Raw genomic sequence first — 23,344 nt, forward strand, 5'->3', positions numbered from 1 at the left:
AATCAGTAACAGGATGGGAAGAGAAATCTGATGAACCAGAAGAATCAGGGCAATACTGAATCGGACATCAGGTGAAGAGATGTAAGGAGGCGCCAAAGCGGATGAATAAAGCTTTAGTCATTATCAATCCTTCCTCTGGAAAAGAGAAAGCGGAGGAGTATACAGACCAGATCAAGGAGATTCTTAAGAGACGATATGAGCGCGTGGAAGTGAAGAAGACGCAGGGCGCAGGAGATGCCAGACGCTTTGCGGATGAAGGCACCAGAGAAGGTGTGGAGCTTATTGTGGCAGTGGGTGGAGATGGTACAGTCAATGAGGCGGTCAATGGAATCGCACCCCATGAGAAGCGGCCGAAGTTTGCCATCGTACCCATGGGTACCGTCAACGATCTTGCCAGAGTGCTTCAGATTCCTCTGGATGCGAAAGAGGCTGTGGAGATGCTCAGTGAGGAGCATCTGGAAACCATAGACCTGGCCAGAGCCAATGACCGGTATTTCACCAATGCCATGGCTGTGGGCAGGATTCCGGAAAGCATTCATGAAGTGTCTGCAGAGGAGAAATCGAAACTGGGACCGCTGGCTTACCTCTGGGCTGGAGCGAAGAAGCTTTTCGAGAATGAGAAGATCGGCGTGAAAGTCACATCCAGAGAAAAAGAATTTGAGGGAGAACTCTCTGCTGTCGTCATGAGTCTCACAGGTCAGCTGGGAGGCATCAAGGATGTCTTTCCTGAGGCAAAGCTTCAGGACGGGAAAATCCACATTCTGCTGGTCCATGAACTGGACCTGGCGGAGACCACAAAAATGCTTCCGGAGATCCTCAGCAGAAGAATCACCGAGTCCGAGAACATGACCTACATCACTACGGATCAAGTGACACTGGAGGCGCTTGACGGTAAAACCTATGTCAGTGATGTGGATGGGGAAGAAGGACCGGAGCTGCCGGTAACGGTGGAAGTGCTGAAATCCCATCTTGACGTGCTGGTACCTGAAAAAGAGCAGTAAGCAGAGAAGATGGAAGAAGTGAAAAAGCGAAAATGAAGCACCTGGACGTAAGAATTCATCTTACTCTCCAGGTGCTTTTCAAAGGCTACTGAAATTTCGCGAAGGCTACTAGAGTTCCGCGGTCACAGGAGTGAAAACCGTTCTTCTCATAGAAGGCCCTCACGTCTTTGGCCTCCTCCGTGAGGAGAACTTTCTGGCGGACCAGGCTGTATTTGTCGAGGATTTCCTGCAGAAGCCGGGAGCCTATGCCTTTGTTCTGATAGTCCGTCTGTACCAGGATATCCTGTATGTAGAGAATGGTAAGCCCATCGCCAATGGTTCTGATGAGGCCGACAAGTTCTTCGCCTTCCCAGGCTGTGATCACATCAAGGGATTTCATGATGGCTCCCTTGAGAAGATCCAGATCTTCTGTGTAAGCGGACCATCCTACATTCTGATAGAGCTTCATGAGCTTATCAGAATCGATGTTCTTCTCCCGTGAAATAATGATCTCCATATTGCAATTCCTCCTTGAAACAGTGCTAGTGATAAAATGCTTCTTTCCTCCATTTTACCATAAAGGGATGAGATTTCACCGAGTCTGCTGGACACTTCCCTTTTTCATCCCTGCATTCCAGGCCATAACATGAAACGACCCAAGGCACTGCACAATGAAGTTGCTCAGCCTTGGGCGAAGAAACTATTTTTTCAGATCATTTTCAGGAGTATTCCTCTTAGGTCCTGCTCCGTGGGCACTATGGGATTACCGCTGGTGCACATGTCTTTCAGTGCCATGGCGGTAAGTTCATCAAGGGCATTGATCACATCATTGCGGTCGATGCCGGCTTCGATGAGATTTTCGGGAATGTTCAATGCCTTTTTGAGCAGCACCACGCTCTCAATGAGAGCAAAAGCCGATATCTGATCCTCTGTGAAGCTGAATCCCATGTTCTTTGCGATTTCCGCATAACGCTTCATGGCATCGGGATTCTTCGCATTATATTCGATGACATAAGGCAGCAGGATACCATTGCATTTTCCGTGGGAAAGGTGAAATTTTGCGCCCAGGGCATGGGCAATGCTATGGTTGATTCCAAGGGAAGCGTTGTTGAAGGCGATGCCTGCCATGCTGGAAGCAATCTGGAGCTTTTCTCGACGCATGAGATTGTTTCCGTCCTGGTAAGCCGGAATAAGATGATCGAAAATCAGATTGATGGCCTGCAGGGCATAGGAATCTGAAAACTCGTTGGCGCCTTTTGACACGTAAGCTTCAATGGCATGGGTCAGCGTATCGATACCTGTATCTGCGGTGATGAAGTCAGGTGCGGTTTTCGTGATGCGCGGATCAAGTATCGCAAAATCCGGAAGCATGACTTTACTGGTGATCGGAATTTTTGCTCCAGAAACCGAATCGGTCACTACAGCATACTCCGTAACTTCAGAGCCTGTTCCTGCTGTGGTGGGAATGGCTATCAGAATGGGCTTAACAATCACATCATCACTCATAAAGGTCTCCTTTAATTTCTGAAAATAGAATATAACAGCTTTCGCTGTATCGATACTGGATCCGCCTCCCATGGCGAAGACCACATCAGGTTTAGACCGTATGATGTGCATGAGACCCTTTTCCACCACATTTGATGTGGTATCCGGGACGACCTCATCAAATACTTCGTAGGCAATCTGATTCCGTTCCAGTTTATCCGTCAGAAGTTTCAGCAGACCAAGCTTTATGATCTGTCCATCCGTGACGATGCAGGCTTTTCGGTATCTATATTCATCAAGTCTGTCCAGAGCGTTTTCTCCGTAGACAATGACCGGTTTTACATTGAAATCTTTCATTCTGCACTTCCTCATATCAACAGTGAGACAATACTAATACTATCATTATAGGATTCCTGATGGAAAAAGAAATGGAATACCAAAACATTATAGAATGCCAGTAACTTCTTTCCAATAGCATTTTATGAACATGGCAATATTTTGTCATCATCCGATAATAAATGGTAAAATTTTAGTGGAAATATAGTATGGATGAGAAAATATTGTACAATGAAAATGTATTCATCCCGAGGGTGATATTTTGGAGGGAAAGAAATGAAAGGAATCAGTCTGAAAGATATCATTGATGTTGAAACACTGCAGAAAATACAGGACAACTTTTCGGCTGTTACGAAACTTGCAGCGGTGACTGTTGATTTCAAAGGAGAGCCTATCACAAAATACAGCAACTTCACGAACTTCTGTACGCGATTCCGGGAAGTCGGCGCATGTAAGGAACACTGTTACCAGTCGGATGCCTTCGGTGGGATCAAAGCGGCGAGAAGCGGAAAGCCCGCTATATACAGATGTCATGCAGGTCTATATGATATGGCGGTTCCTATCATTTTTGAAGGTCAGTTTCTAGGCTCCATTCTGGCCGGACAGGTCCATATGGAGGAGGATAGTGTAAACTATCCAGGAAATGACAGCACGCTCAGTAAGGAAGCGGAAGCATTCCTGGCCACTGAGGAAGCAAAGAATCTTCTTGAGGAGATCCACATCACCACGGATGAACATATGATAAACTCAGCCAATCTTCTGTCCATCATGGGCAATTATGTGGTGAAGAACGGCTTTGCCGAATACATTCAGAATGAGCTCAACGAGAAGAATCAGAAACTCATCAATGAGATGAAGGTACGCATGTCTCTGGAAAAGAGTTTGAGCGATGCAGAGCTGAAAGTGCTGAAATCCCAGGTGAACCCGCATTTTCTCTTCAATGCGCTCAATACCATCAGTAATCTTTCCATCATCGAAAAGGCGGATAAAACCACGGAAGTGATCTATTTCCTTTCCGATATGCTGAGATATACCATTAAAAATGAAATAGAGAATCTGGTGACCATCGAGCAGGAACTGGACTATGTGAAAAAATACCTGAGAATCCAGCAGATCAGAATGGGGCATAAACTGGATTTTGCCATCGATGTGGATCCTGCGTTTCTACAGATCCGGATGCCTTTCATGATTCTGCAGCCTATTGTGAACAATTCCATTGATCATGGGATCTATTCTGTGGACAATGGACTGATCCGGATTTATTCTGAGGATCTAGGGAAGGACATCATGCTGACCATTGAAGACAACGGAGTCGGTATGGAGGAATCCAGAGTCGAAGAGATTCTCAGTGGTAAGTACGACTCCACAGGGAAACCCAGTTCCAATGGAATCGGACTTCTGAATTCCGATAAGAGGCTCATTCACCAGTTTGGCAGTGGGTACAGACTGAAAATAGAATCTAAAGTCAATGAGGGAACCAGAATCAGCATTAAGATTCCAAGGCAGGTGTAAAGAGTGAAAAAGATACTACTTGTAGATGACGAATACCTCGAAAGAGATGTTCTGAGAATGATCCTTGGCAGCAGAAGCAATCAGTTTCAAGTGGTCGGGGAAGCGGAAAATGGGCTGGAAGCCGTGAAGTTTGTGAAGGAACATGATGTGGATATCGTAATCATGGACATCAAGATGCCTAAAATGACGGGACTTGAAGCATCAAGACTTATTAGAGAATACAATCCGAGGATGGGCATCATCATCGTGAGCGCTTACAATGATTTTGAGTTTGCACAGCATGCGATTCAATACAGCCTGGATGATTATCTTCTGAAGCCCTCGAGACCGGAACACATATTTGAAGCGCTGGAAAGAACAGTGCGGAAAATGCATCAGTATAATGAGCCTGCAAAAAACCATAAGGACGACATAAAAACTGTATTTCTCACGTTCTGCAGGAACGGAGACTACATCCGTGCAAAAAAGTATCTGAGAAAGATGAAAAATCTGCAGCTTGACAGCTATGAAAAGGAAAAGGAAGTCACCAGAATTCTTCTGGAAAGTCTTCTGACCGCTGCGGAATACTTCGGCATCGATGTGGAGAAGAACCTGCAGATCAAGGTCAAGGAAAAGCTTACGACCAGTAAGACGAGAGAGCAGTACTTTCAGATTCTGGAGCTCATTTTCGAAGAACTTTTTGATGTAATCATCAGTGAAAAGAGAGTGGTGCACAAGGAAGAAATGACCTATGCGCTGCACTTTATAGAGAAGCATCTGACGAACAGCCTTACCCTGGAGTCTGCAGCAAGTTATATGAATATCTCCACCCATTATTTTTCCAAACTATTCAAGAGTGAAGTGGGAGAGAATTTCATCGACTATGTGACGGCGAAGAAGGTGGAGAGAGCAAAGGAGCTGATCATGGATACAGACCTGCCTTTAAATGTTCTGGCCTTCGAACTGGGATTCAATGAAGCCAACTATTTCAGCAAGGTCTTCAAGAAGAAGACAGGCGTGACGCCAAGTCAGTATCGTAAAGAAGTGGAAGAAAAGGCCGCTGAAGAAAAGAATCTCTTCAGAAAAGGCAATTATGCCGTAAATGGCAAATGGATCATATAGACTGGTTCGAAGAAATGAAGAAAACAGAAGCAGTGGAACAGAAGCGGTAAGATGGATGAAACCATTTTACCGCTTCTTTTTCATTGTGATGCATCGAAAGACCCACCATGGATTTTTATCATATCATCACAAAAAAGTCTCATTAACCGAAGAGCTTCATAAAAAATTACCCCAATATCAATGATTATTGTAATGGCTTCCATGCCATTATTTTTTATGATGTAGGTGGTAAGTAAACGTATCCAAAAGCCAAAATTATCCTTAAGGAGGAGTAATCATGCAAAAAGAAGCACTGGGAATGATCGAAACGAAAGGTCTGGTTGGTGCCATCGAAGCTGCGGATTCCATGGTGAAATCCGCTAATGTGGAACTCATCGGCTACACCAAAATCGGTTCAGGTCTTGTGACAGTAATGGTCAGAGGAGATGTGGGTGCAGTGAAGGCTGCCACGGATGCAGGCTCAGCAGCAGCAGGCAAGGTGGGAGAAGTCGTATCCGTACACGTGATTCCAAGACCACACACAGATGTTGAAAAAATTCTGCCAAAAGCCATTGAAGAATAAGCGAGGAGGATTAGAAAATGGATGATAACTTAATGGAAAAAGTAATGGAAGAGGTCATGAAGAAAATGGGTGATACCAAGGAAGCCAAAAAAGAAGCACCTAAAAACAGCTTCAATCCTGGTATCACTGAATTCGTCGGAACGGCCATCGGGGATACCATAGGACTTGTCATTGCCAATGTGGACCACAATCTTCATAACTTCATGAAGATCGATCCGAAATACAAGTCCATCGGAATCATCGGTGCAAGAACAGGAGCTGGCCCTCATATCATGGCAGCTGACGAAGCCGTGAAGGCCACCAATACGGAAATCATCTCCATCGAACTGCCAAGAGACACCAAGGGCGGTGCAGGACATGGATGTCTGATTCTTTTCGGAGCAGAAGATGTTTCTGATGCACGTCGTGCAGTGGAAGTAACGCTGAAAGAACTGGACAGAACCTTCGGAGATGTTTATGGAAACAACGCAGGACATATTGAACTTCAGTACACTGCCAGAGCAAGCTATGCATGCAACAAGGCATGGGGCGCACCCATCGGGAAAGCCTTCGGGCTCATCGTCGGAGCACCAGCAGCCATCGGTGTTGTCATTGCAGATACAGCGGTGAAGGCAGCCAATGTGGATATCGTGCTGTATGCCTCCCCATCAACAACCTCTTTCACAAATGAATCCATTTTATTCATAAGTGGTGATTCAGGAGCTGTAAGACAGGCTGTGGTGGCAGCAAGGGAGCTGGGCATAAAACTTCTGGAAGCACTGGGACAGGAACCTGCTCCATCCAGCACCACACCATACATTTAGACAGGGGGGAAATAATATGAAATCCAAACGATTTGAAGTTCTCAGAGCACGTCCAGTCAACCAGGATGGATTCTTGAAAGAATGGCCTGAAGTAGGGCTCATTGCAATGAATTCTCCGCTGGACCCCAAACCCGGCATCAAGATTGAAAACGGAAAAGTAGTGGAACTGGATGGAAAGAAAAGAGAAGATTTCGATCTCATCGATACGTTCATCGCAGACCACACCATTGACCTGACCAATGCGGAGAAGGTCGTGAACATGGACTCCAGAGAAATCGCACATATGCTGGTGGACATCAATGTTCCAAGAAGCAAGCTCATCGAAATCACAAAATCCATGACACCTGCGAAAGCGGTTGAAGTGCTTAACAAGATGAATGTTCTGGAACTGATGATGGCACTGACCAAGATGAGAGCAAGAAAGACGCCTTCCAACCAGTGTCACGTGACAAACGTCAAGGACAATCCGGTTCTCATCGCAGCGGAAGCTGCAGAGGCGGCTCTTCGAGGATTCGATGAGCAGGAAACCACCGTTGCCGTTGTGAGATATGCACCCTTCAACGCCATCTCCCTTCTTGTGGGAGCCAATGTGGGAAGACCCGGAATCCTTACCCAGTGTGCGGTGGAAGAAGCAACGGAGCTGAATCTTGGCATGAAGGGATTCACTGCCTACGCAGAAACCGTATCGGTATATGGAACAGAGCAGGTATTCATCGACGGTGATGATACACCATGGTCCAAGGCTTTCCTGGCATCTGCCTATGCATCCAGAGGACTCAAAATGAGATTCACCTCCGGTACAGGTTCAGAAGTGCTCATGGGGAATGCGGAAAAGAAATCCATGCTGTATCTGGAAGCCAGATGCGTATTCATCACCAAGGGTGCAGGTGTACAGGGTCTTCAGAACGGATCCATTTCCTGTATCGGTGTTCCAGGTGCAGTTCCATCCGGAATCCGTGCCGTGCTGGCTGAGAATGTCCTCACCTGCATGATGGATCTGGAAGTGGCTTCTGGTAATGACCAGACCTTCTCCCATTCCGACATCAGAAGAACGGCAAGAACGCTGATGCAGATGATCCCTGGAACAGACTTTATCTTCTCCGGATATTCCGCAACACCAAACTACGATAATATGTTTGCCGGTTCAAACTTCGATGCGGAAGATTATGACGACTATAACGTCCTTCAGAGAGACCTTAAGGTGGACGGCGGTCTGAGACCGGTGAAGGAAGAAGAAGTCATCAAGACAAGAAACAAGGCAGCCAAGGTACTGCAGGCTTTATTCAAAGAAATGAACTTCCCGCTCATCACCGATGAAGAAGTGGAAGCTGCAACTTATGCTCACGGATCCAAGGATATGCCGGACAGAAATATGGTGGAAGACATCAAAGCCTGTGAAGAGCTTCTGAAAACCAAGACCACAGGAGTGGAAATCATCAAAGCCCTTAAGAAGGCAGGATATGATGATGTGGCAGATACGCTTCTTGGCATGATGAAACTGAGAGTCTCTGGCGACCATCTTCATACATCAGCTTATGTGGACAACAACTTCAAGGTCAGAAGTGCGGTCAATGACAAGAACGACTACATGGGACCTTGCACAGGGTATTCCATGAGCGAAGAAAGATGGCAGGAAGTCAAGGACATCGAAAGTGCTCTGTCTGCTGAAGACTTTGAATAGGAGGATGAATTAATGGATATCAACGAAAAAGTACTAAAAAGCATCATAGAAGAAGTACTGCAGAATCTCCAGAATGCAGACAAGCCTAAAAAGTCCGTTCCAGAAGGACCGCTTAACATGAAGGTGAAAGGCACAGTGGAAAAGGGCAGAAGAAAAGATGAAGTGGTCATCGGTGTAGGTCCTGCGTTTGGTGTGTATCAGACCAGGACCATCACAAAAGTTCCCCATGAGGATGTGATCAGAGAAGTCATGGCCGGAATTGAAGAAGAAGGCGTCACGGCTCGTGTGATCAAGGTGTACCATACTTCGGATGTGGCCTTTATTGCCCATCATGCGGCAAAGCATTCCGGTTCCGGTATCGGTATCGGCATTCAGAGCAAGGGCACAACCGTCATTCATTCCAAGGACCTGGCCCCTCTTTCCAACCTGGAACTCTTCCCTCAGGCACCGCTTCTGGATCTTAAGGTATACAGAGCCATCGGAAGAAACGCAGCCAAATACGCCAAGGGAGAATCTCCCAATCCGGTACCTACAATGAATGATCAGATGGCCAGACCCAAGTATCAGGCGATTTCAGCACTTCTGCATATCAAGGAAACCGAGCATGTTGTGCCAAAGAAGCTGTCTGATGAACTTGAAATCACATTCTAAGGAGGGAATAAAATGATTGATAACAGTGTACTTGAGCAGATGATCAAAGAGGTCATGGCCGGAATGAAAGACACAAGCTATACAGAACCCAAGAAGACAGGTGGCGGCAGGAGAGTCACAGAGGCGGATTATCCCCTGAGTGAAAAGATGGCAGACGTCATCAAAGCACCTACAGGAAAGACGCTGGAAGAAATCACCATCGGTGGCGTCATGAACGGCAGCATCACAGCCAATGACGTGAAGATTGCACCTGAAACCCTGGAGATGCAGGCACAGGTTGCGGAATCCGTAGGAAGAGATGCTTTTGCAAAGAACCTGAGAAGGGCATCCGAACTCATTGCAGTGCCGGATGAAAGAATTCTTGAAATATACAATGCTCTGAGACCTTATCGCTCCACGAAAGCTGAACTCATCGAAATTGCGGAAGAGCTGGAAAACAGATATTCTGCCGTAATCAACGGTAAACTGGTCCGTGAAGCGGCAGCCCTATATGAGAAGAGAGGAAGGCTTAAAGAGTAGACTGGAGGCTTCTAAATGAAAATCGTAGCAGGTATAGATATTGGTAACGCCACCACCGAAACGGCGATCGGCAGAGTGATGGAAAACGGGAGGATTGATTTCATATCGGACGCCATCGTCTCCACCACGGGAATCAAAGGGACCAGGGACAACATCCCAGGCATCTTCCATTCCCTGAACAAGGCCATGGAAAAGGCGGATCTTGATTTCAAAGACCTGACGCTCATAAGAATCAACGAAGCGGCACCTGTGATCGGGGATGTGGCCATGGAAACCATCACGGAGACCATCATCACGGAATCCACCATGATTGGTCACAACCCCAGGACACCTGGTGGCATCGGCATCGGTGTCGGTATCGGCACAAGGATCGAAGCTCTTCATGAAGTGGAAAAAGGGCAGGATGTCATCGTGCTCATCCCTCAAGACATGGGATTCAATGAATCTTCGGAAAGAATCAACAGAGCGCTTGCAGACGGAGTTTCCATCAAAGGAGCCATTGCTGCCAATGATGACGGCGTACTCATCGTCAACAGACTGAAGGCGAACATTCCCATCGTGGATGAAGTGACGCTGTTTGAAAAAATACCTGTGGGTATGCTCACAGCCATAGAAGTTGCCCATGTGGGCTCTGTGGTGGAGACACTGTCCAATCCCTATGGCATTGCCACACTCTTTTCGCTCACAAGCGAGGAAACGAAGTTTGTGGTGCCCATTGCAAGAGCCCTCATCGGAAACCGCTCCGCGGTGGTCATCAAGACCCCCAAGGGGGATGTGAAACTAAGGAGCATTCCTGCCGGAGAAATCCATATCATCGGAGAGAAGAACAGGCTGAAGGTCAATGTGGATGATGGGGCCAAAGTGCTCATGAATGCCATGAACAAGTGTCATCCTGTTACTGATATCGTCGGTGAGGCGGGGACCAATGCAGGTGGCATGCTGGAAAAGATCCGGCACGTCATGGCAGAGCTCACCGGTCAGCATCATGGAGACATCAAGATTCAGGACCTTCTGGCGGTGGATACCATTTCTCCGCAGAAAGTGACGGGAGGCCTTGCTGGAGAATTCTCCATGGAAAGCGCCGTAGGCGTGGCTGCCATGGTGAAAGCCGACAGGCTCCAGATGGAAGTCATTGCGAAGGAAATGCAGCAGAAACTGGGCGTCCCAGTGGAAGTGGGCGGTGTGGAAGCCCAGATGGCCATAAAAGGAGCACTGACCACACCTGGAACGGATATCCCCGTGGCCATTCTTGATATGGGGGCAGGGTCCACGGACTCCTCGCTGATGACAAGGGATGGAAATGTCCATCTGGTGCATCTGGCAGGTGCCGGGAACATGGTGACGCTGCTCATCAAAACGGAACTTGGGCTGGACAGTCTGGAACTGGCAGAGGACATCAAGAAGTATTCTCTTGCCAAGGCAGAATCGCTGTTTCATATCAGACATGAAGACGGTTCTGTGGAGTTCTTTGACAAACCGCTGGATCCGAAGCTTTTCGCAAGAATCATCATCCTCAAAGAAGAGGGTATGGTTCCACTGCATGCGGACCTTTCAATGGAGAAAGTGAAATTCGTAAGGCGAAAAGCCAAGGAAAAGGTGTTTGTGACAAATGCGCTGCGGGCTTTGTCCCAGGTAAGCCTCACCGGAGACATCAGAGGAATCGAACACGTGGTTCTGGTAGGCGGCTCAGCACTGGATTTTGAAATTCCTCAGATGGTCACCGATGCGCTTTCTCAGTATGGAGTTGTGGCAGGAAGAGGGAACATACGAGGATGTATGGGACCAAGAAATGCCGTGGCTACCGGACTTGTGTTATAGGAGGTACTGATTATGGATGAAACCGGAAATATCTGCGTGGTGCTCTGCGTCAATGAGGACGTGAAGGGCCGAGCGGAAATCAGAGAAATCACCTATGGCATCGAGGAAGAAGGCATTCCTTACATCATAAGAATCAGTGAGGAAAAAAGACTGGAAGAGCTGGCAAGAATCGCAAGTATGGATTCTCAGCTGGATGTAGGCATCGGTGTGGATGAATCGCTCTCGGGAGCCATCTATTATGACAAGCTTCCAGAGGATTACCTTCTTTTTCGGGGGAATCTTCTGAAAGAAACCATGAAGTGCAGAAATCTAGGGATCAATGCAGCAAGGCTGGTTAAGGGAATCCCCTTCAATATGGGAGGAGCATAGGATGAAAAAAGCATATGGATTTATTGAAATGAAGGGGCTGGCTAGCGCGGTGGTTGCAGTGGATACTGCTTTAAAAGCCGCCAATGTGGAAATCGAAGGACTGGAACCTGCAAAGGGGCAGGGGATGCATACACTGAAAATCAACGGTGAAGTCGGTGCAGTGCATGCGGCAGTCAGTTCCATTCTCGGCAGCAGCGAGCTTCAAGGCAAAGTCTATTCCCACACAGTCATCGCCAGGCCTTCTGATGGCCTGGAGCTGATGATCCACGGGATGGACGACCTGAAGAGAAAAGAGAACACAAATAAAGAAACCGCGGAGCAATCCCCGCAACCTGAGAGGGAAGAACCTTCCAGAGAGACATCAGAGGGTGCATCAGGGAAGGAGGATTCCGAAGAGGAAGACACTTCCGAAGCGGAGTCTTCTATTGAGCAGAAAGCGGAGCAGGAAGAACAATCGGAAGAGGAAGAATCTGCGCCGATTATGCCCGGACCCGGTGCTGCTGATTCTGTTCAGGCACCCATGGAAGAAGGGGAGACGAAAGCTCCGGAGCAGGATGGAATGAAAAAGAAAAGAAAGAACGTCGTGACATGCAATCTCTGCGGGGACCCGGAATGTCTTAGAGTCAAAGGTGAACCCAGAGTGAAATGCATACATTACAAAGAAAAGGAGTAGAAGTATATGAACAACGCTTTAGGATTAATTGAAACAAAAGGACTGGTAGGTGCCATCGAGGCAGCGGATGCCATGACAAAGTCGGCAAATGTGGAGCTCATCGGATATGAGAAGATCGGTTCGGGTCTGATCACCGTCATGGTGAGAGGAGATGTAGGTGCTGTGAAGGCGGCAGTTGATGCGGGTGTTGCAGCTGCAAGAGCTGTGGGCGAAGTTGTATCCACCCATGTGATCCCAAGACCACATCAGGACGTGGAAGTATTTCTGCCAAAGCTAGATTAAGATCATGGAAAGAGAGGAACTGAAGAAGCTCATTCATGATACCATCCTGAAATACACAGATTCTCTCTATGTACCCGTGGGTGTGTCAAACCGACACATCCACGTCAGGAGAGAAGACCTGGATATTCTTTATGGAGAAGGATATGCGCTTACGAAACTGAAAGATCTGAAACAGCCAGGGGAATATGCAGCCAATGAGACACTGGAAGTGAAGACTGAAAAAGGGGTCTTTAAGAAGGTGAGAATCCTTGGACCTGTTCGAGGGGCAACGCAGGTGGAGCTGTCTTTATCAGACAGCTATATGCTGGGTCTTGCGATTCCCATAAGAGAATCCGGAAGCATCAAAGGCTCTGAAGGCGTGACCCTTGTGGGTCCGAAAGGAGAAGTGAAGCTTACGGAAGGCGTCATCGCCGCCTACAGACATATTCATATGCCACCGGACATGGCAGAGAAATACGGACTGAGAAACGGAGACATCGTTTCTGTGGAGAAGGAAGGAAAAAGAGGCCTGATCTTTCACGATGTGATGCTGAGAGTCTCTCCGAAATATGCCCTCGAGATGCACATTGATGTGGACGAGGCCAATGCGGGGAACATCAGATCAGGAGACCTTCTGAAAATCGTCGGAACATGAGGAGAGTACTATGGACATGGGGAAAGTCAATGATAAGATCAGAGCCTTCGAGGAAATCATCCTGAAAAAAGAGAAGAGGACCTATGAGGGAGAACTTTATACAGGGGTGGACCTGGGTACAGCATCCATCGTGCTCTGCGTGGTGGATGAGAAGGGAAATCTAGTAAGCGGCGCATTTGAGCGTTGCGGTGTGGTCCGTGACGGAATCGTGGTGGATTTTGTCGGAGCCTGTGAAATCGTCAGAAGACTGAAGAAACAGGTGGAAGGAATCCTCGGAGTGTCTCTTGAGAAAGCTTCAGGGGCCATCCCTCCTGGGGTCACAGACGGATCCGCAAAGATTGTGAGAAATGTGCTGGAAGCAGCAGGATTCACAGTCACTGCCATCGTGGATGAACCCACGGCAGCGGCAGAGGTGCTTCAGGTCACGGAAGGCGCTGTGGTGGACATCGGTGGGGGCACCACCGGCATTTCCATCCTGAAAGAGGGGGAAGTGATTTCCACCTATGACGAAGCCACCGGCGGCCATCATATGAATCTCGTCATTGCCGGAAGCTATCGCGTGAGCTATGAGGATGCGGAAGAAATGAAGCGCATGAAGGAGAAGGAAGAGGAGATCTATAGAGTGGTTCTTCCGGTCATCGACAAGATGGCGCACATTGTGAAGCAGTTCATCGACGGACAGGAAGTGGGCAAGGTCTATCTCGTGGGAGGCGGATCGGCGCTGAAAGGTTTCGAGAGTCATTTTGAATCCAGCCTTGGGGTGAGGACCCTGAAGCCCTACAACCCCATGCTGGTGACGCCCATGGGCATCGCACTGTGTGCACTGAAGGAGAGGATGCCATGATGGAAAGACTGGATGAGATCGTGGAGGAAGTCTTAAGACGTCTGAAGCGGTATAGGGCAGAAAAGAGGGTGCTTCTCATTCTGAGGGATGATTCGGATTTCGGAAAAGTGAAACAGATGACGGAACTTCTTGAAAATGTCGGATACACCATGGTGGTCTGTTCTCTTCTTGTGAAGGATGTGAAAGTCCTGGAGGATCCTGTTTTTGGAAACAGGGAGAACATTCGGACAGGCATCTTCAGAGAAATGCGTTATGAGGATTTTCTGAAAAGATTTCACGGCGTGGTGATCTCCGATCTTCATTTTGAGGAATGCAGAGAACTTCTGAACATGAGATTCAGAGACGCGCTGGGGAAAATCGTGTTCGAGACAGTGAAAGAGAACAAGCCGGTCTATGCTTTTTCAAGAGAGATGACAGGCGTGAAGAATGAGTATCTGAGAAGCAGAATGGAACCCATGAAGGAAGAACTAAGGGAAATGAGAATTCATCTTCTCACCGAAGGGTGGATCTCAGACAGTGCAGGGAAAGGTTCACTGAAGGAAAAACCCGAGATGGGTGAAAAAGACAGAGGGGATACGGATGAAGGGCAGTGCTCAGGCAAGGGGATTCTCCTGCCGCACAGATTCATCACTCTTTCCGATGTGAACACCATCGGAGAGAAGGAGATTCTCGTCTCGGAGCAGGCGAAGCTTACCATGGAAGCGTCAGATTATGTAAGAAGACACGGAATCAGCATCAGAAGGCGAAGAAAATCAGACTGAGATAAGCAGACTGAAATAAATGAAAGAGAGCAGGGTGAAGATATGTATTTAGCGGAAGTCAAAGGAAACGTTGTGGCAACAACAAAGGATAAGAGGCTGATCGGCTCAAAGCTTCTCATCGTTCAGCCCATGAGTCCAGGCTTTGAGCCCTACGGGAATCCTGTCATTGCAGTGGATACCGTGGGTGCAGGATTCAGAGACAGGGTCATTGTGGCAAGCGGGGGTTCCGCAAGAGTCGCAATCAGTGAGAATACCCCTGTGGATGCGGCCATCGTGGCCATCATCGATTCTCTTGAAATGTATTAGAGGTACACATTATGAGCAAAATTTATACGAAAACCGGAGACAAGGGTGAAACTGGACTTTATGGAGGTTCCAGGATCAAGAAGTCCTCCAGGAGAGTCCATGCCTATGGTGCAGTGGACCAGTCCAACGCAGCCATAGGCGCTGCGGTGAATTTCATGAGGGAAAAATCCCTCATGGATGTACTGCGCGTAGTACAGGATAAGCTTTTTGTGGTGGGAGGCGAACTGGCATCCGATCAGAAAGGCATCGAAAAACTGAAAATAAGAGTTGGAAAGAAAGATATCGAATTTCTGGAAAAGGTCATCGATGAGATCACAAAATCCCTCAATGACAAAAACTACTTCGTGATTCCAGGAAAGACAAAAGGAGGAGCCTTTCTTCATGTAGCAAGAACGCAGGTGAGATTTGCGGAAAGGGAAATCATCTCTCTTCTGGAAGAGGAAGAAGTCAGTGAAGATATCCTGAGATACATCAACAGATTGAGCGATACGCTTTATGCCATGGGCAGGTATGAGGATGAAGTGCTGGGAGAGGAAAGGAAAGTGAACTATAATGCCGGGGAAATGCTGAAGGAAGGAAAGCTCACAGAACAGGTAGCCCATGCCATCATGAAAGCCTGCATCACAAAAGCCTATGAAATCGGCAAGCCCATGGTGGTCAGCATTGTGGATGACGGCGGCAACCTGAAGTCCATGATGCGCATGGATGGAGCCCTGAAAGGCAGCATAGATCTTTCCAGGAACAAAGCTTATACAGCCGCGTTTTTCCATACGGCCACAGAGGAGCTTGGAAAGCTCAGCGGACCGGGGAAGGATCTCTATGGCATTGAAATCTCCAACAGAGGGCAGGTGGTGACCTTCCCTGGAGGCATTCCTATAGTCATAGACGGTCAGATCGTCGGAGGCCTGGGCATAAGCGGCGGAAGCATAGAGGAAGACAAGGCAGTATGCCTTGCCGGCATCGAAGTATTAGAAGATAGAGGTGAAGCATGAGCATGGAAAACTTAAATATCGATCAAATTGTACTGGAAGTCATGGAAAAACTGAAACCACTCGCCGCTTCTTCATCCAATGAAGAGCAGCTGGAATCAAAGAGCAAGGGCATCTATGAGGATCCGGAGGAGGCCATCGAAAAAGCTTATCTGGCACAGAAAGAGCTTTTTGAAATGACTCTTTCCGACAGGAAGAGGATCACGGATTCCATCAAGACCCATCTTCTGAAGTATGTTCGGGAACTTTCCGAGATGGTGGTGCAGGAAACGGGTATGGGCAATGTGAAGGACAAGATTATAAAGAACACACTGGCCATCGAGAAGACCCCTTCCACGGAAGATCTTCGGGCGGGCGTATTTACAGGTGATGACGGACTGACGCTTCTGGAACTGTCCCCTTTCGGGGTCATCGGGGCCATCACGCCATCGACCAATCCCACGGAGACCGTCATCTGCAACACCATAGGCATGGTGGCAGCGGGTAATTCCGTAGTGTTTTCTCCCCATCCTGGTGCCTACAAGGCCACCAATCGATGCGTGGAGCTCATCAATGAAGCCATCAGCATGGCTAAGGGGCCCAAGAATCTTGTGGTCACCGTGGACAATCCGAGTCTTGCCAAATCCGAAGTGGTCATGAAGCACAAGAAGATCAATCTTCTCTGTGCCACAGGAGGACCAGCCCTTGTGAAAGCGGTGCTGTCTTCCGGCAAGAAGGCCATCGGTGCAGGAGCAGGGAATCCTCCGGTGCTGGTGGATGCCACAGCCAACATCGAGAAAGCGGCCAAGGATATCGTGGATGGAGCGAGCTTTGACAACAATCTTCCTTGCATTGCGGAGAAGGAAGCCATTGTGGTGGACAGCGTATTTGATTATCTGGTGTTCAACATGAAGAGTCATGGCGCCTACGAAATCAAGGACCGCGAAACCATCGACAAGCTGGTTGCGCTTCTGGTTCCTGAAAAATGGAAGCCCAACAAGAAGTTCATCGGAAAAGACGCCCGAGAAATTCTGAAGGCCATCGGCATTGATGCGGAAGATCATATTAAGCTCATCATCATGGAAGTGGAAAAGGATCATCCTTTCGTCATAGAAGAACTCATGATGCCTGTACTTCCCATGGTGCGGGTGAAGGATGTGAAAGAAGGCATCGAGCTGGCGGTGAAGGTGGAGCATGGTTTCAGACATACTGCCATCTGCCACAGCAAGGACATTGATGTGCTGACGGAAATGGGGCATCGCATTCAGACCACCATCTTCGTGAAGAACGGTCCTTCCTATGCAGGTATCGGCGTAGGTGGAGAAGGCTATACCACCTTCACCATCGCAGGACCAACAGGAGAGGGACTCACATCCGCTTCCACTTTCACAAGAAAGAGAAGATGTGCGCTCATCGGCGGATTTACCATCAGATAATGGAGAGAAAATTGTGTATGGAGGTGGAACATTTTGAGTGAATTTCTGAAACAGATTGAGGAAGCGGGAATCGTCGGTGCCGGGGGCGCCGGATTCCCCACCCATGTGAAGCTCAATGCCAAAGCGGAATATGTTCTGGTCAATGGAGCGGAATGTGAGCCTCTTCTGAGAGTGGATCAGATTCTCCTCGCAGAAGAGACGGATAAGATCCTGGAAGCGCTTTCCCTCACGGTGAAAGAGGTGGGTGCCAGAGAAGGAGTCCTGGCACTGAAGGAAAAGTATAAGGAAGCCATAAAGAGGCTGCGTGAAAAGACAGGAAAATATGACAATCTCAGAATCCACCTTCTGAAGAACATCTATCCTGCGGGAGACGAGCATTACATCGTTCATGATGTCACTGGAAGAATCGTTCCTGAAGGTGGCATTCCGCTGAATGTGGGATGTGTGGTGGTCAATGTGGAAACGCTTCTCAATATCTACAATGCGGTCCACGGCATTCCGCTCACGGAGAAGTATATGACCATCACCGGAGAAGTGAGGCGTCCCATGACGGTGAAAGTGCCTCTGGGCATCAGTGTCCGTGAAGCCATAGACCTTGCCGGAGGAACAGACCTTAAGGAGTTCAAGGTCATCGATGGAGGGCCTATGATGGGAAAGATTCTAAACAGCATAGATACGCCGGTGAAGAAGACCTCCAAGGGATATATCGTACTGCCCAAGGACCATGGACTCATAACAAGCAAGGAAAAGGATATCACAACGGAGCTGAAGGAAACCAAGACCGCATGCTGCCACTGTGATCTCTGTACAGATGTATGCCCCAGATATCTTCTGGGACATAAGCTGCATCCCAGCAAGATCATGAGGATGGCAAGCTACGGTTCCATGGGGGATTCCAGTGCCACACTGGATGAAGCCTATCTCTGCTGTGAATGCGGACTCTGCGAATCGGCCTGCATCATGAATCTTCAGCCCTGGAAAGTGAACATCTGGCTGAAGCAGAAGCTGAAGGAGAAAGGCATAGGAAACTCCAATCACAGAACCGATCTGACAGCGAATCCGTATCTGGATGTAAGAGGCTTTCCGGTGAAGAAACTGGTGTATCGGCTGGACCTCTATAAATACGATGTGGAATCGCCTTATATAGATGTGGACTACAGACCGGAGGAGGTCAGTATTCTCTGCAGACAGAACATCGGAGCGCCGGCAAAAGCTGTAGTTTCTGATGGTGACTATGTCCGGAAAGGAGACCTCATCTACGGTCAGGATGGAAACACCATGGCGGTGAACATGCATGCCACCATGGACGGAGTGGTCAGAATAAACGGAAACAGAATCGTCATCACAAGCAAGAAGGAGGAGAGCTAGACCATGAAGAATTCAATCGGACTTTTAGAATTTAAGAGCATCGCCAAAGGAATCGAGGTCACAGATGAAGTCATGAAGTCCTTCAATGTTGAGCTTGTCATGTCCAATGCCATCTGTCCGGGGAAATATGTCACCATCATCACAGGAGAACTGGCTCAGGTGAAAAATGCCATAGAGCTCGGTAAGACCCTGGGTGGCATCTTCAAGATCGAGGCGGAAATGATCGCCAATGTCCATCCTGAGATTCTTCCTGCCCTATCGGGAACGGCGGAAATCGAGGGCATCACAAGCGTCGGTGTCATTGAGACCATGTCGGCCTTAAACTCCATCATAACAGCGGATATCGCAAGGAAGGCAGCCAATGTACGCCTTATTGAAGTGAGAATCGCAAGAGGCCTCGGTGGGAAAGGGTTCACCATTTTCACAGGGGAGATCACAGCGGTGAAAAGAGCCATTTCAGCCGTTCATGAGAAATTTGTGCCCATGGGAGATGTGCTGTGCTCTACTGCCATTTCCAACTGCAACAAGGAACTGGTCCGTAAGCTATTCACCTAACAGATCCATGATGGAACAAGTCATTCCTGATACATTCTTATTTCTTCTTAAAAGCACTTCAAGAGGCGTTCGCCTCCCGGAGTGCTTTTCCTTTTATCGTGATAAAAAGTCATATCCAGTATTCGAACAGAAAACACATCCTTCTCTTTGCTGTGATGAAAGAAGAGAGAGAATCATGACGGAAATGAAGGAGAAAAGATATTTCAAGGTTCATGAGAGGACGCTACTAGTAGTGGCGGAGTCTGCAGATAAGATTATGAATTCGACAGGCATTGGAACTATGGTAAAATGAAAGGTAGTGAAAGAGAAGAAAGAGCAAACACTGTTCTGAAGAAGAACATGCTTGCATATATAGGAGAAGTGAATGAGATATTTCAAGAAGGACATCATCGCCATCATCGTGGCCGTCATACTGGTTTTTCTGTTTTCCGCCATCGTGGACATCAGGCTCGATATGGAGATTTTCGACCGGAACCGGAAGATGCTTGAGGATTATGAAGAAATCAATGAAACCGTCATGGACTATGACCAGTCCAGGCTTTATTTCCGTCTCTATAACAGGGACAGAAATGCCAATGACTTCGCGGAATATCAGAGGGCGACGGATAAGGTCACCGCATCTCTGGAGGAGCTTTCTTCCGTATTCAGAGAGGATGAAAGGTCCAGTATGAACTATCGGATCGTCTCTCAGATGCTGGAGCATCGCAGTGAGATGATCCGGGCCTACGAGAATCTGGAGATTCAGGACAGGACGCTATCTAAAGATCTGGAGTACATCATTATTCTGAGTGAGCGTGTCTCCACGCAGCTGAACAGCCTCGCATCGTCTTACCTGAATCAGATGAACGACATGAACGAGAAGAATCTCATCTGGTACCAGAACAGGCAGAACCTGTCCAACGCCTTAACCTTTCTCATCCTTCTTTCGCTCATCGTTCTGACGCTATTCATTGGAAGAGCCATGAAGAAGAAGCTTCTGGAAGCGGCACAGGTGGTTTCCGAAATCGGAAACAGAAACTTTCAGGTGAAGAACCTGGAACGGACGCACTATAAGGATGTCAATGTCTACATCGATACCATGAATGATATGAAGGAGGAGATTCTGGCGCTCATCGCTCAGACCGAAGCTTATGCCAGAAGCCAGATCCAGTATGAACAGCAGAAGAGAATGCTTGCAGAGAGCAGAATGAAGGAGCTGCAGCTTCAGATCAATCCTCATTTTCTCTTCAACACCTTAAGTATCGTCATCCGGCACATCCAGTTCAAGGAATATGACACGTCCATTCAGCTCATCAAGGAGACTTCGAAGATTCTGAGAAGCAGCCTTGGCAAGAAGAAGGGGATGATTCCCCTGGATGATGAGATCGATCTTCTGAATTCCTATATCTTTATCCAGCAGCTGCACCTGAAAGACCGGGTGGAAATCAGTCTGGATGTGCGCAAGGCTTATGGCAATGAGGTTCTGGAAGTGCCGCCCCTTGTGATCCAGCCTCTGGTAGAGAATGCGGTGATGCACGGCATGAGCGCCGTGACGTCCGGTGGAAGCATCGACATCCGGATCATGGAGAGAGCGGACCGGGTTGAGGTGGAAGTGGAAGACAACGGAAAAGGCATTCCGCAGGAGATCATTGAGAAGGTGAAGAGCGGAACCTACGAGGGGCATATCGGTCTTCTCAACGTCATCAGAAGACTGCAGCTTCTTTATGAGAGAGAAGACGTCTTTGAACTGAGAAGCGAAGAAGGAAAGGGAACCCATGTGAAGCTCTATCTCTACAAGAGGAGGCAAAAGGATGTATAAGATCATCATTGCAGATGACAAAATGCAGGAAAGAGAGTATTTAAGAACCTTTATAGAAGAAAACTACAAATGGGATCTTACGATCATGAAGGTTGCTCATGATGGCGAAGAAGTGCTTTCCCTCATGAAGGAAGAAGAGCCGGATCTTCTGCTTCTGGATATCCAGATGCCTAAAATCGACGGGCTGGAAGTGGCGGCTCAGGTGAGCCGTACCCATCCCCATGTGAAGGTGGTGCTGATCACAGCCTTTGCGGAGTTCTCCTATGCGAAGGAGGCCATCAAGCTTGGTGTATCGGATTATCTCCTGAAGCCCTATACGGACCATGAGCTGAAGGAGGTTCTTAATCAGGTGATGCTGTCTCTTGATACGGGAAGAAAGGAAGTCCTGAAAGAGGGTAGAGGACGGAGAAACTATAATGTGGGTGATTTCCAGGAAAAGTCCATCATCAGCAAGATCCTTCTGAAGAACGTGGATTCCAGATTCTTCGAGAAGCATCTCATGGGTCTTTTCTCCCACGAGCTGCGCTATAAATGCGTGGTGCTCTATGAGGAGAACCTCACCACAGAGGAAGTGGAGACCATGGATGTGGTGAGAGGTTTCTTCCAGAAGAAGAATCTCACGATCCTGGCGGATCTGGAAGGAAAGGAGAAGGTGCTTTTTCTCTTCGGGGAAAAGACCCTGGACTTCAATGAACTGGAAAATAGCATCAGAAGAACCAGGAAATTCTTCAAGGACGGATTCGGGGAAGAAGTCTATGTGGGTGTTTCCGGTTTCCATGAGGAGCTGGGAGACCTGACCCGTGCCTATAATGATGCGGTTTCCTTCATCACGGAGTTTGGTACGTCCACGGTGAAGACTTCCTATGAAGAGAACAGGAAATACGACCTGGCTCTGACAAACTCCGAGAGCAGCATCAAGCTTCATGTGCTCAACAAGAGTGAAGAAGATGCGCTGGAAGGTCTTGATTTTCTTCTGGAGGAAGTTCTTTCCAGAAGACCGGAAGTCTACAGGGAAAGAAGACTCCTCTACCTTTCCTATGGCCTCATCAGAAGCGTCTATGATGTGCTGGGCAGGGAAGAGGAAGGAAGAGAGAAGTTTCTGGCTTTTCTGGAGAAGAAAGAGATTCAAGATGGAAATCTCCAGGAGAAGACAGAAGAGGTGAAAGCTCTCATGACGGAACTCATCGATACCTTAGGCGGCCTTTCCGTCTACAACAACGTCACGCTGGTGAAGGATGCCAAAAGCTATATCCATGGGCACTTCAGAGAAAAGCTCACGCTGTCCGACGTGGCGGAAGCCGTGGGCATAAGCTATGGTCATCTTTCCAAGTGCTTCAAGCAGGTGGAGGGGAATTCCTTCAACAGCTATCTCATGGAAGTGAGGATCGAGGAAGCCAAAAGACTTATGAGAGAAGAGAACCTGCCCATCAGCGAGATCGCCTATGAAGTAGGCATCGGAGATCCCAACTATTTCAGCAAGTGCTTCAAGAAGCAGACGGGGCTCTCGCCCAAGGAGTATGTGACTATGACCATCACTGGAGATGTCTAGTCCATTTCAGCGGCACAGGAAAACTGGCGTGAATGAGAAAAACCATGCGATGAGAAAATCGGAAATACTGAAAAGACAAGGAGACTGTTTTGATAAGCTTCCTTGTCTTTTTCTTTTTCAGCTGGAGATAAAAGTATTCTCCATGAAGAAGAAGGAGACAGCTCAAGTACTCAGGAAGGATAGGGAAGAGATCAATCCTTCAATGCTCCATAACAGATGGAGAGGTGGAGAGGATGAGATTACCTCAGCCTCGAAACTGAAAAAACTGTCAGGACTTTGCCTGTTTTATGACAGAGAAGAAGATTTCATGACTAATTTTTACTAGTATTGATAGTATATTCCATTCTTTTACT

General features: G+C 47.9%; 25 protein-coding genes. 23 read left to right on the forward strand and 2 right to left on the reverse strand.

Features of this window, described 5'->3' with window-relative positions:
- Window positions 1–101 precede the first annotated feature (101 nt).
- Window positions 102–1,001 (forward strand): diacylglycerol/lipid kinase family protein, encoded by a 900-nt coding sequence (locus tag ACHAL6_RS05310; protein WP_395269204.1) that lies wholly within the window; start codon window positions 102–104, stop codon window positions 999–1,001.
- An 85-nt stretch (window positions 1,002–1,086) separates the two neighbouring features.
- Here the strand turns inward: ACHAL6_RS05310 and ACHAL6_RS05315 are convergent, their stop codons facing one another.
- Together ACHAL6_RS05315 and ACHAL6_RS05320 are read right to left on the reverse strand one after the other, a co-directional pair.
- Window positions 1,087–1,497: a GNAT family N-acetyltransferase gene (locus ACHAL6_RS05315; protein WP_395269205.1), complete on the reverse strand. Its 411-nt coding sequence runs from the start codon at window positions 1,495–1,497 to the stop codon at window positions 1,087–1,089.
- Window positions 1,498–1,688: 191 nt separating this feature from the next.
- Entirely contained in the window at window positions 1,689–2,822 is a 1,134-nt protein-coding gene (locus ACHAL6_RS05320) for a 1-propanol dehydrogenase PduQ (RefSeq protein WP_395269206.1), read from the reverse strand.
- 255 nt (window positions 2,823–3,077) lie between these two features.
- Between ACHAL6_RS05320 and ACHAL6_RS05325 the strand changes: the two genes are divergently transcribed.
- The 22 genes from ACHAL6_RS05325 to ACHAL6_RS05430 all read left to right on the forward strand — a co-directional run bounded on the left by ACHAL6_RS05325 (window position 3,078) and on the right by ACHAL6_RS05430 (window position 23,316).
- A complete protein-coding gene (locus tag ACHAL6_RS05325) occupies window positions 3,078–4,313 on the forward strand; it encodes a PocR ligand-binding domain-containing protein (RefSeq protein ID WP_395269207.1) in 1,236 nt (411 codons plus the stop codon).
- 3 nt (window positions 4,314–4,316) lie between these two features.
- Complete coding sequence (locus ACHAL6_RS05330) at window positions 4,317–5,414, forward strand: response regulator (protein WP_395269208.1); 1,098 nt, start codon at window positions 4,317–4,319, stop codon at window positions 5,412–5,414.
- A gap of 277 nt (window positions 5,415–5,691) precedes the next feature.
- On the forward strand, window positions 5,692–5,976 hold the full coding sequence (gene pduA / locus ACHAL6_RS05335) for a propanediol utilization microcompartment protein PduA (RefSeq protein WP_395269209.1): 285 nt from the start codon (window positions 5,692–5,694) through the stop codon (window positions 5,974–5,976).
- A 17-nt stretch (window positions 5,977–5,993) separates the two neighbouring features.
- The gene (gene pduB / locus ACHAL6_RS05340; RefSeq protein ID WP_395269210.1) at window positions 5,994–6,779 is read left to right on the forward strand and encodes a propanediol utilization microcompartment protein PduB; all 786 of its coding nucleotides are present in this window, start codon (window positions 5,994–5,996) and stop codon (window positions 6,777–6,779) included.
- 16 nt (window positions 6,780–6,795) lie between these two features.
- Window positions 6,796–8,460, forward strand: coding sequence for a propanediol/glycerol family dehydratase large subunit (locus ACHAL6_RS05345; RefSeq protein WP_395269211.1), 1,665 nt, complete (start codon window positions 6,796–6,798; stop codon window positions 8,458–8,460).
- Between the two features lie 12 nt (window positions 8,461–8,472).
- Window positions 8,473–9,111: a propanediol/glycerol family dehydratase medium subunit gene (locus ACHAL6_RS05350; RefSeq protein ID WP_395269212.1), complete on the forward strand. Its 639-nt coding sequence runs from the start codon at window positions 8,473–8,475 to the stop codon at window positions 9,109–9,111.
- Window positions 9,112–9,123: 12 nt separating this feature from the next.
- Complete coding sequence (locus ACHAL6_RS05355) at window positions 9,124–9,630, forward strand: diol dehydratase small subunit (protein ID WP_395269213.1); 507 nt, start codon at window positions 9,124–9,126, stop codon at window positions 9,628–9,630.
- Between the two features lie 15 nt (window positions 9,631–9,645).
- Complete coding sequence (locus ACHAL6_RS05360) at window positions 9,646–11,448, forward strand: diol dehydratase reactivase subunit alpha (protein ID WP_395269214.1); 1,803 nt, start codon at window positions 9,646–9,648, stop codon at window positions 11,446–11,448.
- Window positions 11,449–11,460: 12 nt separating this feature from the next.
- Window positions 11,461–11,817, forward strand: coding sequence for a glycerol dehydratase reactivase beta/small subunit family protein (locus ACHAL6_RS05365; RefSeq protein ID WP_395269215.1), 357 nt, complete (start codon window positions 11,461–11,463; stop codon window positions 11,815–11,817).
- Between the two features lies 1 nt (window position 11,818).
- The gene (locus ACHAL6_RS05370; RefSeq protein WP_395269216.1) at window positions 11,819–12,490 is read left to right on the forward strand and encodes a BMC domain-containing protein; all 672 of its coding nucleotides are present in this window, start codon (window positions 11,819–11,821) and stop codon (window positions 12,488–12,490) included.
- 6 nt (window positions 12,491–12,496) lie between these two features.
- On the forward strand, window positions 12,497–12,772 hold the full coding sequence (locus ACHAL6_RS05375) for a BMC domain-containing protein (protein ID WP_395269217.1): 276 nt from the start codon (window positions 12,497–12,499) through the stop codon (window positions 12,770–12,772).
- Between the two features lie 4 nt (window positions 12,773–12,776).
- Window positions 12,777–13,406 (forward strand): phosphate propanoyltransferase, encoded by a 630-nt coding sequence (gene pduL, locus ACHAL6_RS05380; protein WP_395269218.1) that lies wholly within the window; start codon window positions 12,777–12,779, stop codon window positions 13,404–13,406.
- A gap of 10 nt (window positions 13,407–13,416) precedes the next feature.
- Complete coding sequence (gene eutJ / locus ACHAL6_RS05385) at window positions 13,417–14,250, forward strand: ethanolamine utilization protein EutJ (RefSeq protein ID WP_395269219.1); 834 nt, start codon at window positions 13,417–13,419, stop codon at window positions 14,248–14,250.
- On the forward strand, window positions 14,247–15,011 hold the full coding sequence (locus tag ACHAL6_RS05390; protein ID WP_395269220.1) for a hypothetical protein: 765 nt from the start codon (window positions 14,247–14,249) through the stop codon (window positions 15,009–15,011). Before eutJ ends, ACHAL6_RS05390 begins: the two co-directional genes overlap by 4 nt.
- Window positions 15,012–15,053: 42 nt before the next feature.
- Window positions 15,054–15,317 carry a EutN/CcmL family microcompartment protein gene (locus ACHAL6_RS05395; RefSeq protein ID WP_395269221.1) on the forward strand — a complete coding sequence of 88 codons (264 nt, stop codon included), beginning with the start codon at window positions 15,054–15,056 and terminating at the stop codon, window positions 15,315–15,317.
- Window positions 15,318–15,328: 11 nt separating this feature from the next.
- Window positions 15,329–16,309, forward strand: coding sequence for a cob(I)yrinic acid a,c-diamide adenosyltransferase (locus ACHAL6_RS05400; protein ID WP_395269222.1), 981 nt, complete (start codon window positions 15,329–15,331; stop codon window positions 16,307–16,309).
- A 2-nt stretch (window positions 16,310–16,311) separates the two neighbouring features.
- Window positions 16,312–17,721: an aldehyde dehydrogenase family protein gene (locus ACHAL6_RS05405; RefSeq protein ID WP_395269223.1), complete on the forward strand. Its 1,410-nt coding sequence runs from the start codon at window positions 16,312–16,314 to the stop codon at window positions 17,719–17,721.
- A gap of 33 nt (window positions 17,722–17,754) precedes the next feature.
- The gene (locus tag ACHAL6_RS05410; RefSeq protein WP_395269224.1) at window positions 17,755–19,089 is read left to right on the forward strand and encodes a 4Fe-4S dicluster domain-containing protein; all 1,335 of its coding nucleotides are present in this window, start codon (window positions 17,755–17,757) and stop codon (window positions 19,087–19,089) included.
- Window positions 19,090–19,092: 3 nt separating this feature from the next.
- Entirely contained in the window at window positions 19,093–19,644 is a 552-nt protein-coding gene (locus tag ACHAL6_RS05415; RefSeq protein ID WP_395269225.1) for a BMC domain-containing protein, read from the forward strand.
- Window positions 19,645–20,008: 364 nt separating this feature from the next.
- Entirely contained in the window at window positions 20,009–21,442 is a 1,434-nt protein-coding gene (locus ACHAL6_RS05420; RefSeq protein WP_395269226.1) for a sensor histidine kinase, read from the forward strand.
- Window positions 21,435–22,991, forward strand: coding sequence for a response regulator (locus ACHAL6_RS05425; protein ID WP_395269227.1), 1,557 nt, complete (start codon window positions 21,435–21,437; stop codon window positions 22,989–22,991). Before ACHAL6_RS05420 ends, ACHAL6_RS05425 begins: the two co-directional genes overlap by 8 nt.
- Before the next feature lie 28 nt (window positions 22,992–23,019).
- Window positions 23,020–23,316, forward strand: coding sequence for a hypothetical protein (locus ACHAL6_RS05430; RefSeq protein WP_395269228.1), 297 nt, complete (start codon window positions 23,020–23,022; stop codon window positions 23,314–23,316).
- The last annotated feature ends 28 nt before the right edge of the window (window positions 23,317–23,344 follow it).

This window comes from Proteiniclasticum sp. C24MP, from assembly GCF_043951855.1.
Taxonomy (GTDB): domain Bacteria; phylum Bacillota; class Clostridia; order Clostridiales; family Clostridiaceae; genus Proteiniclasticum.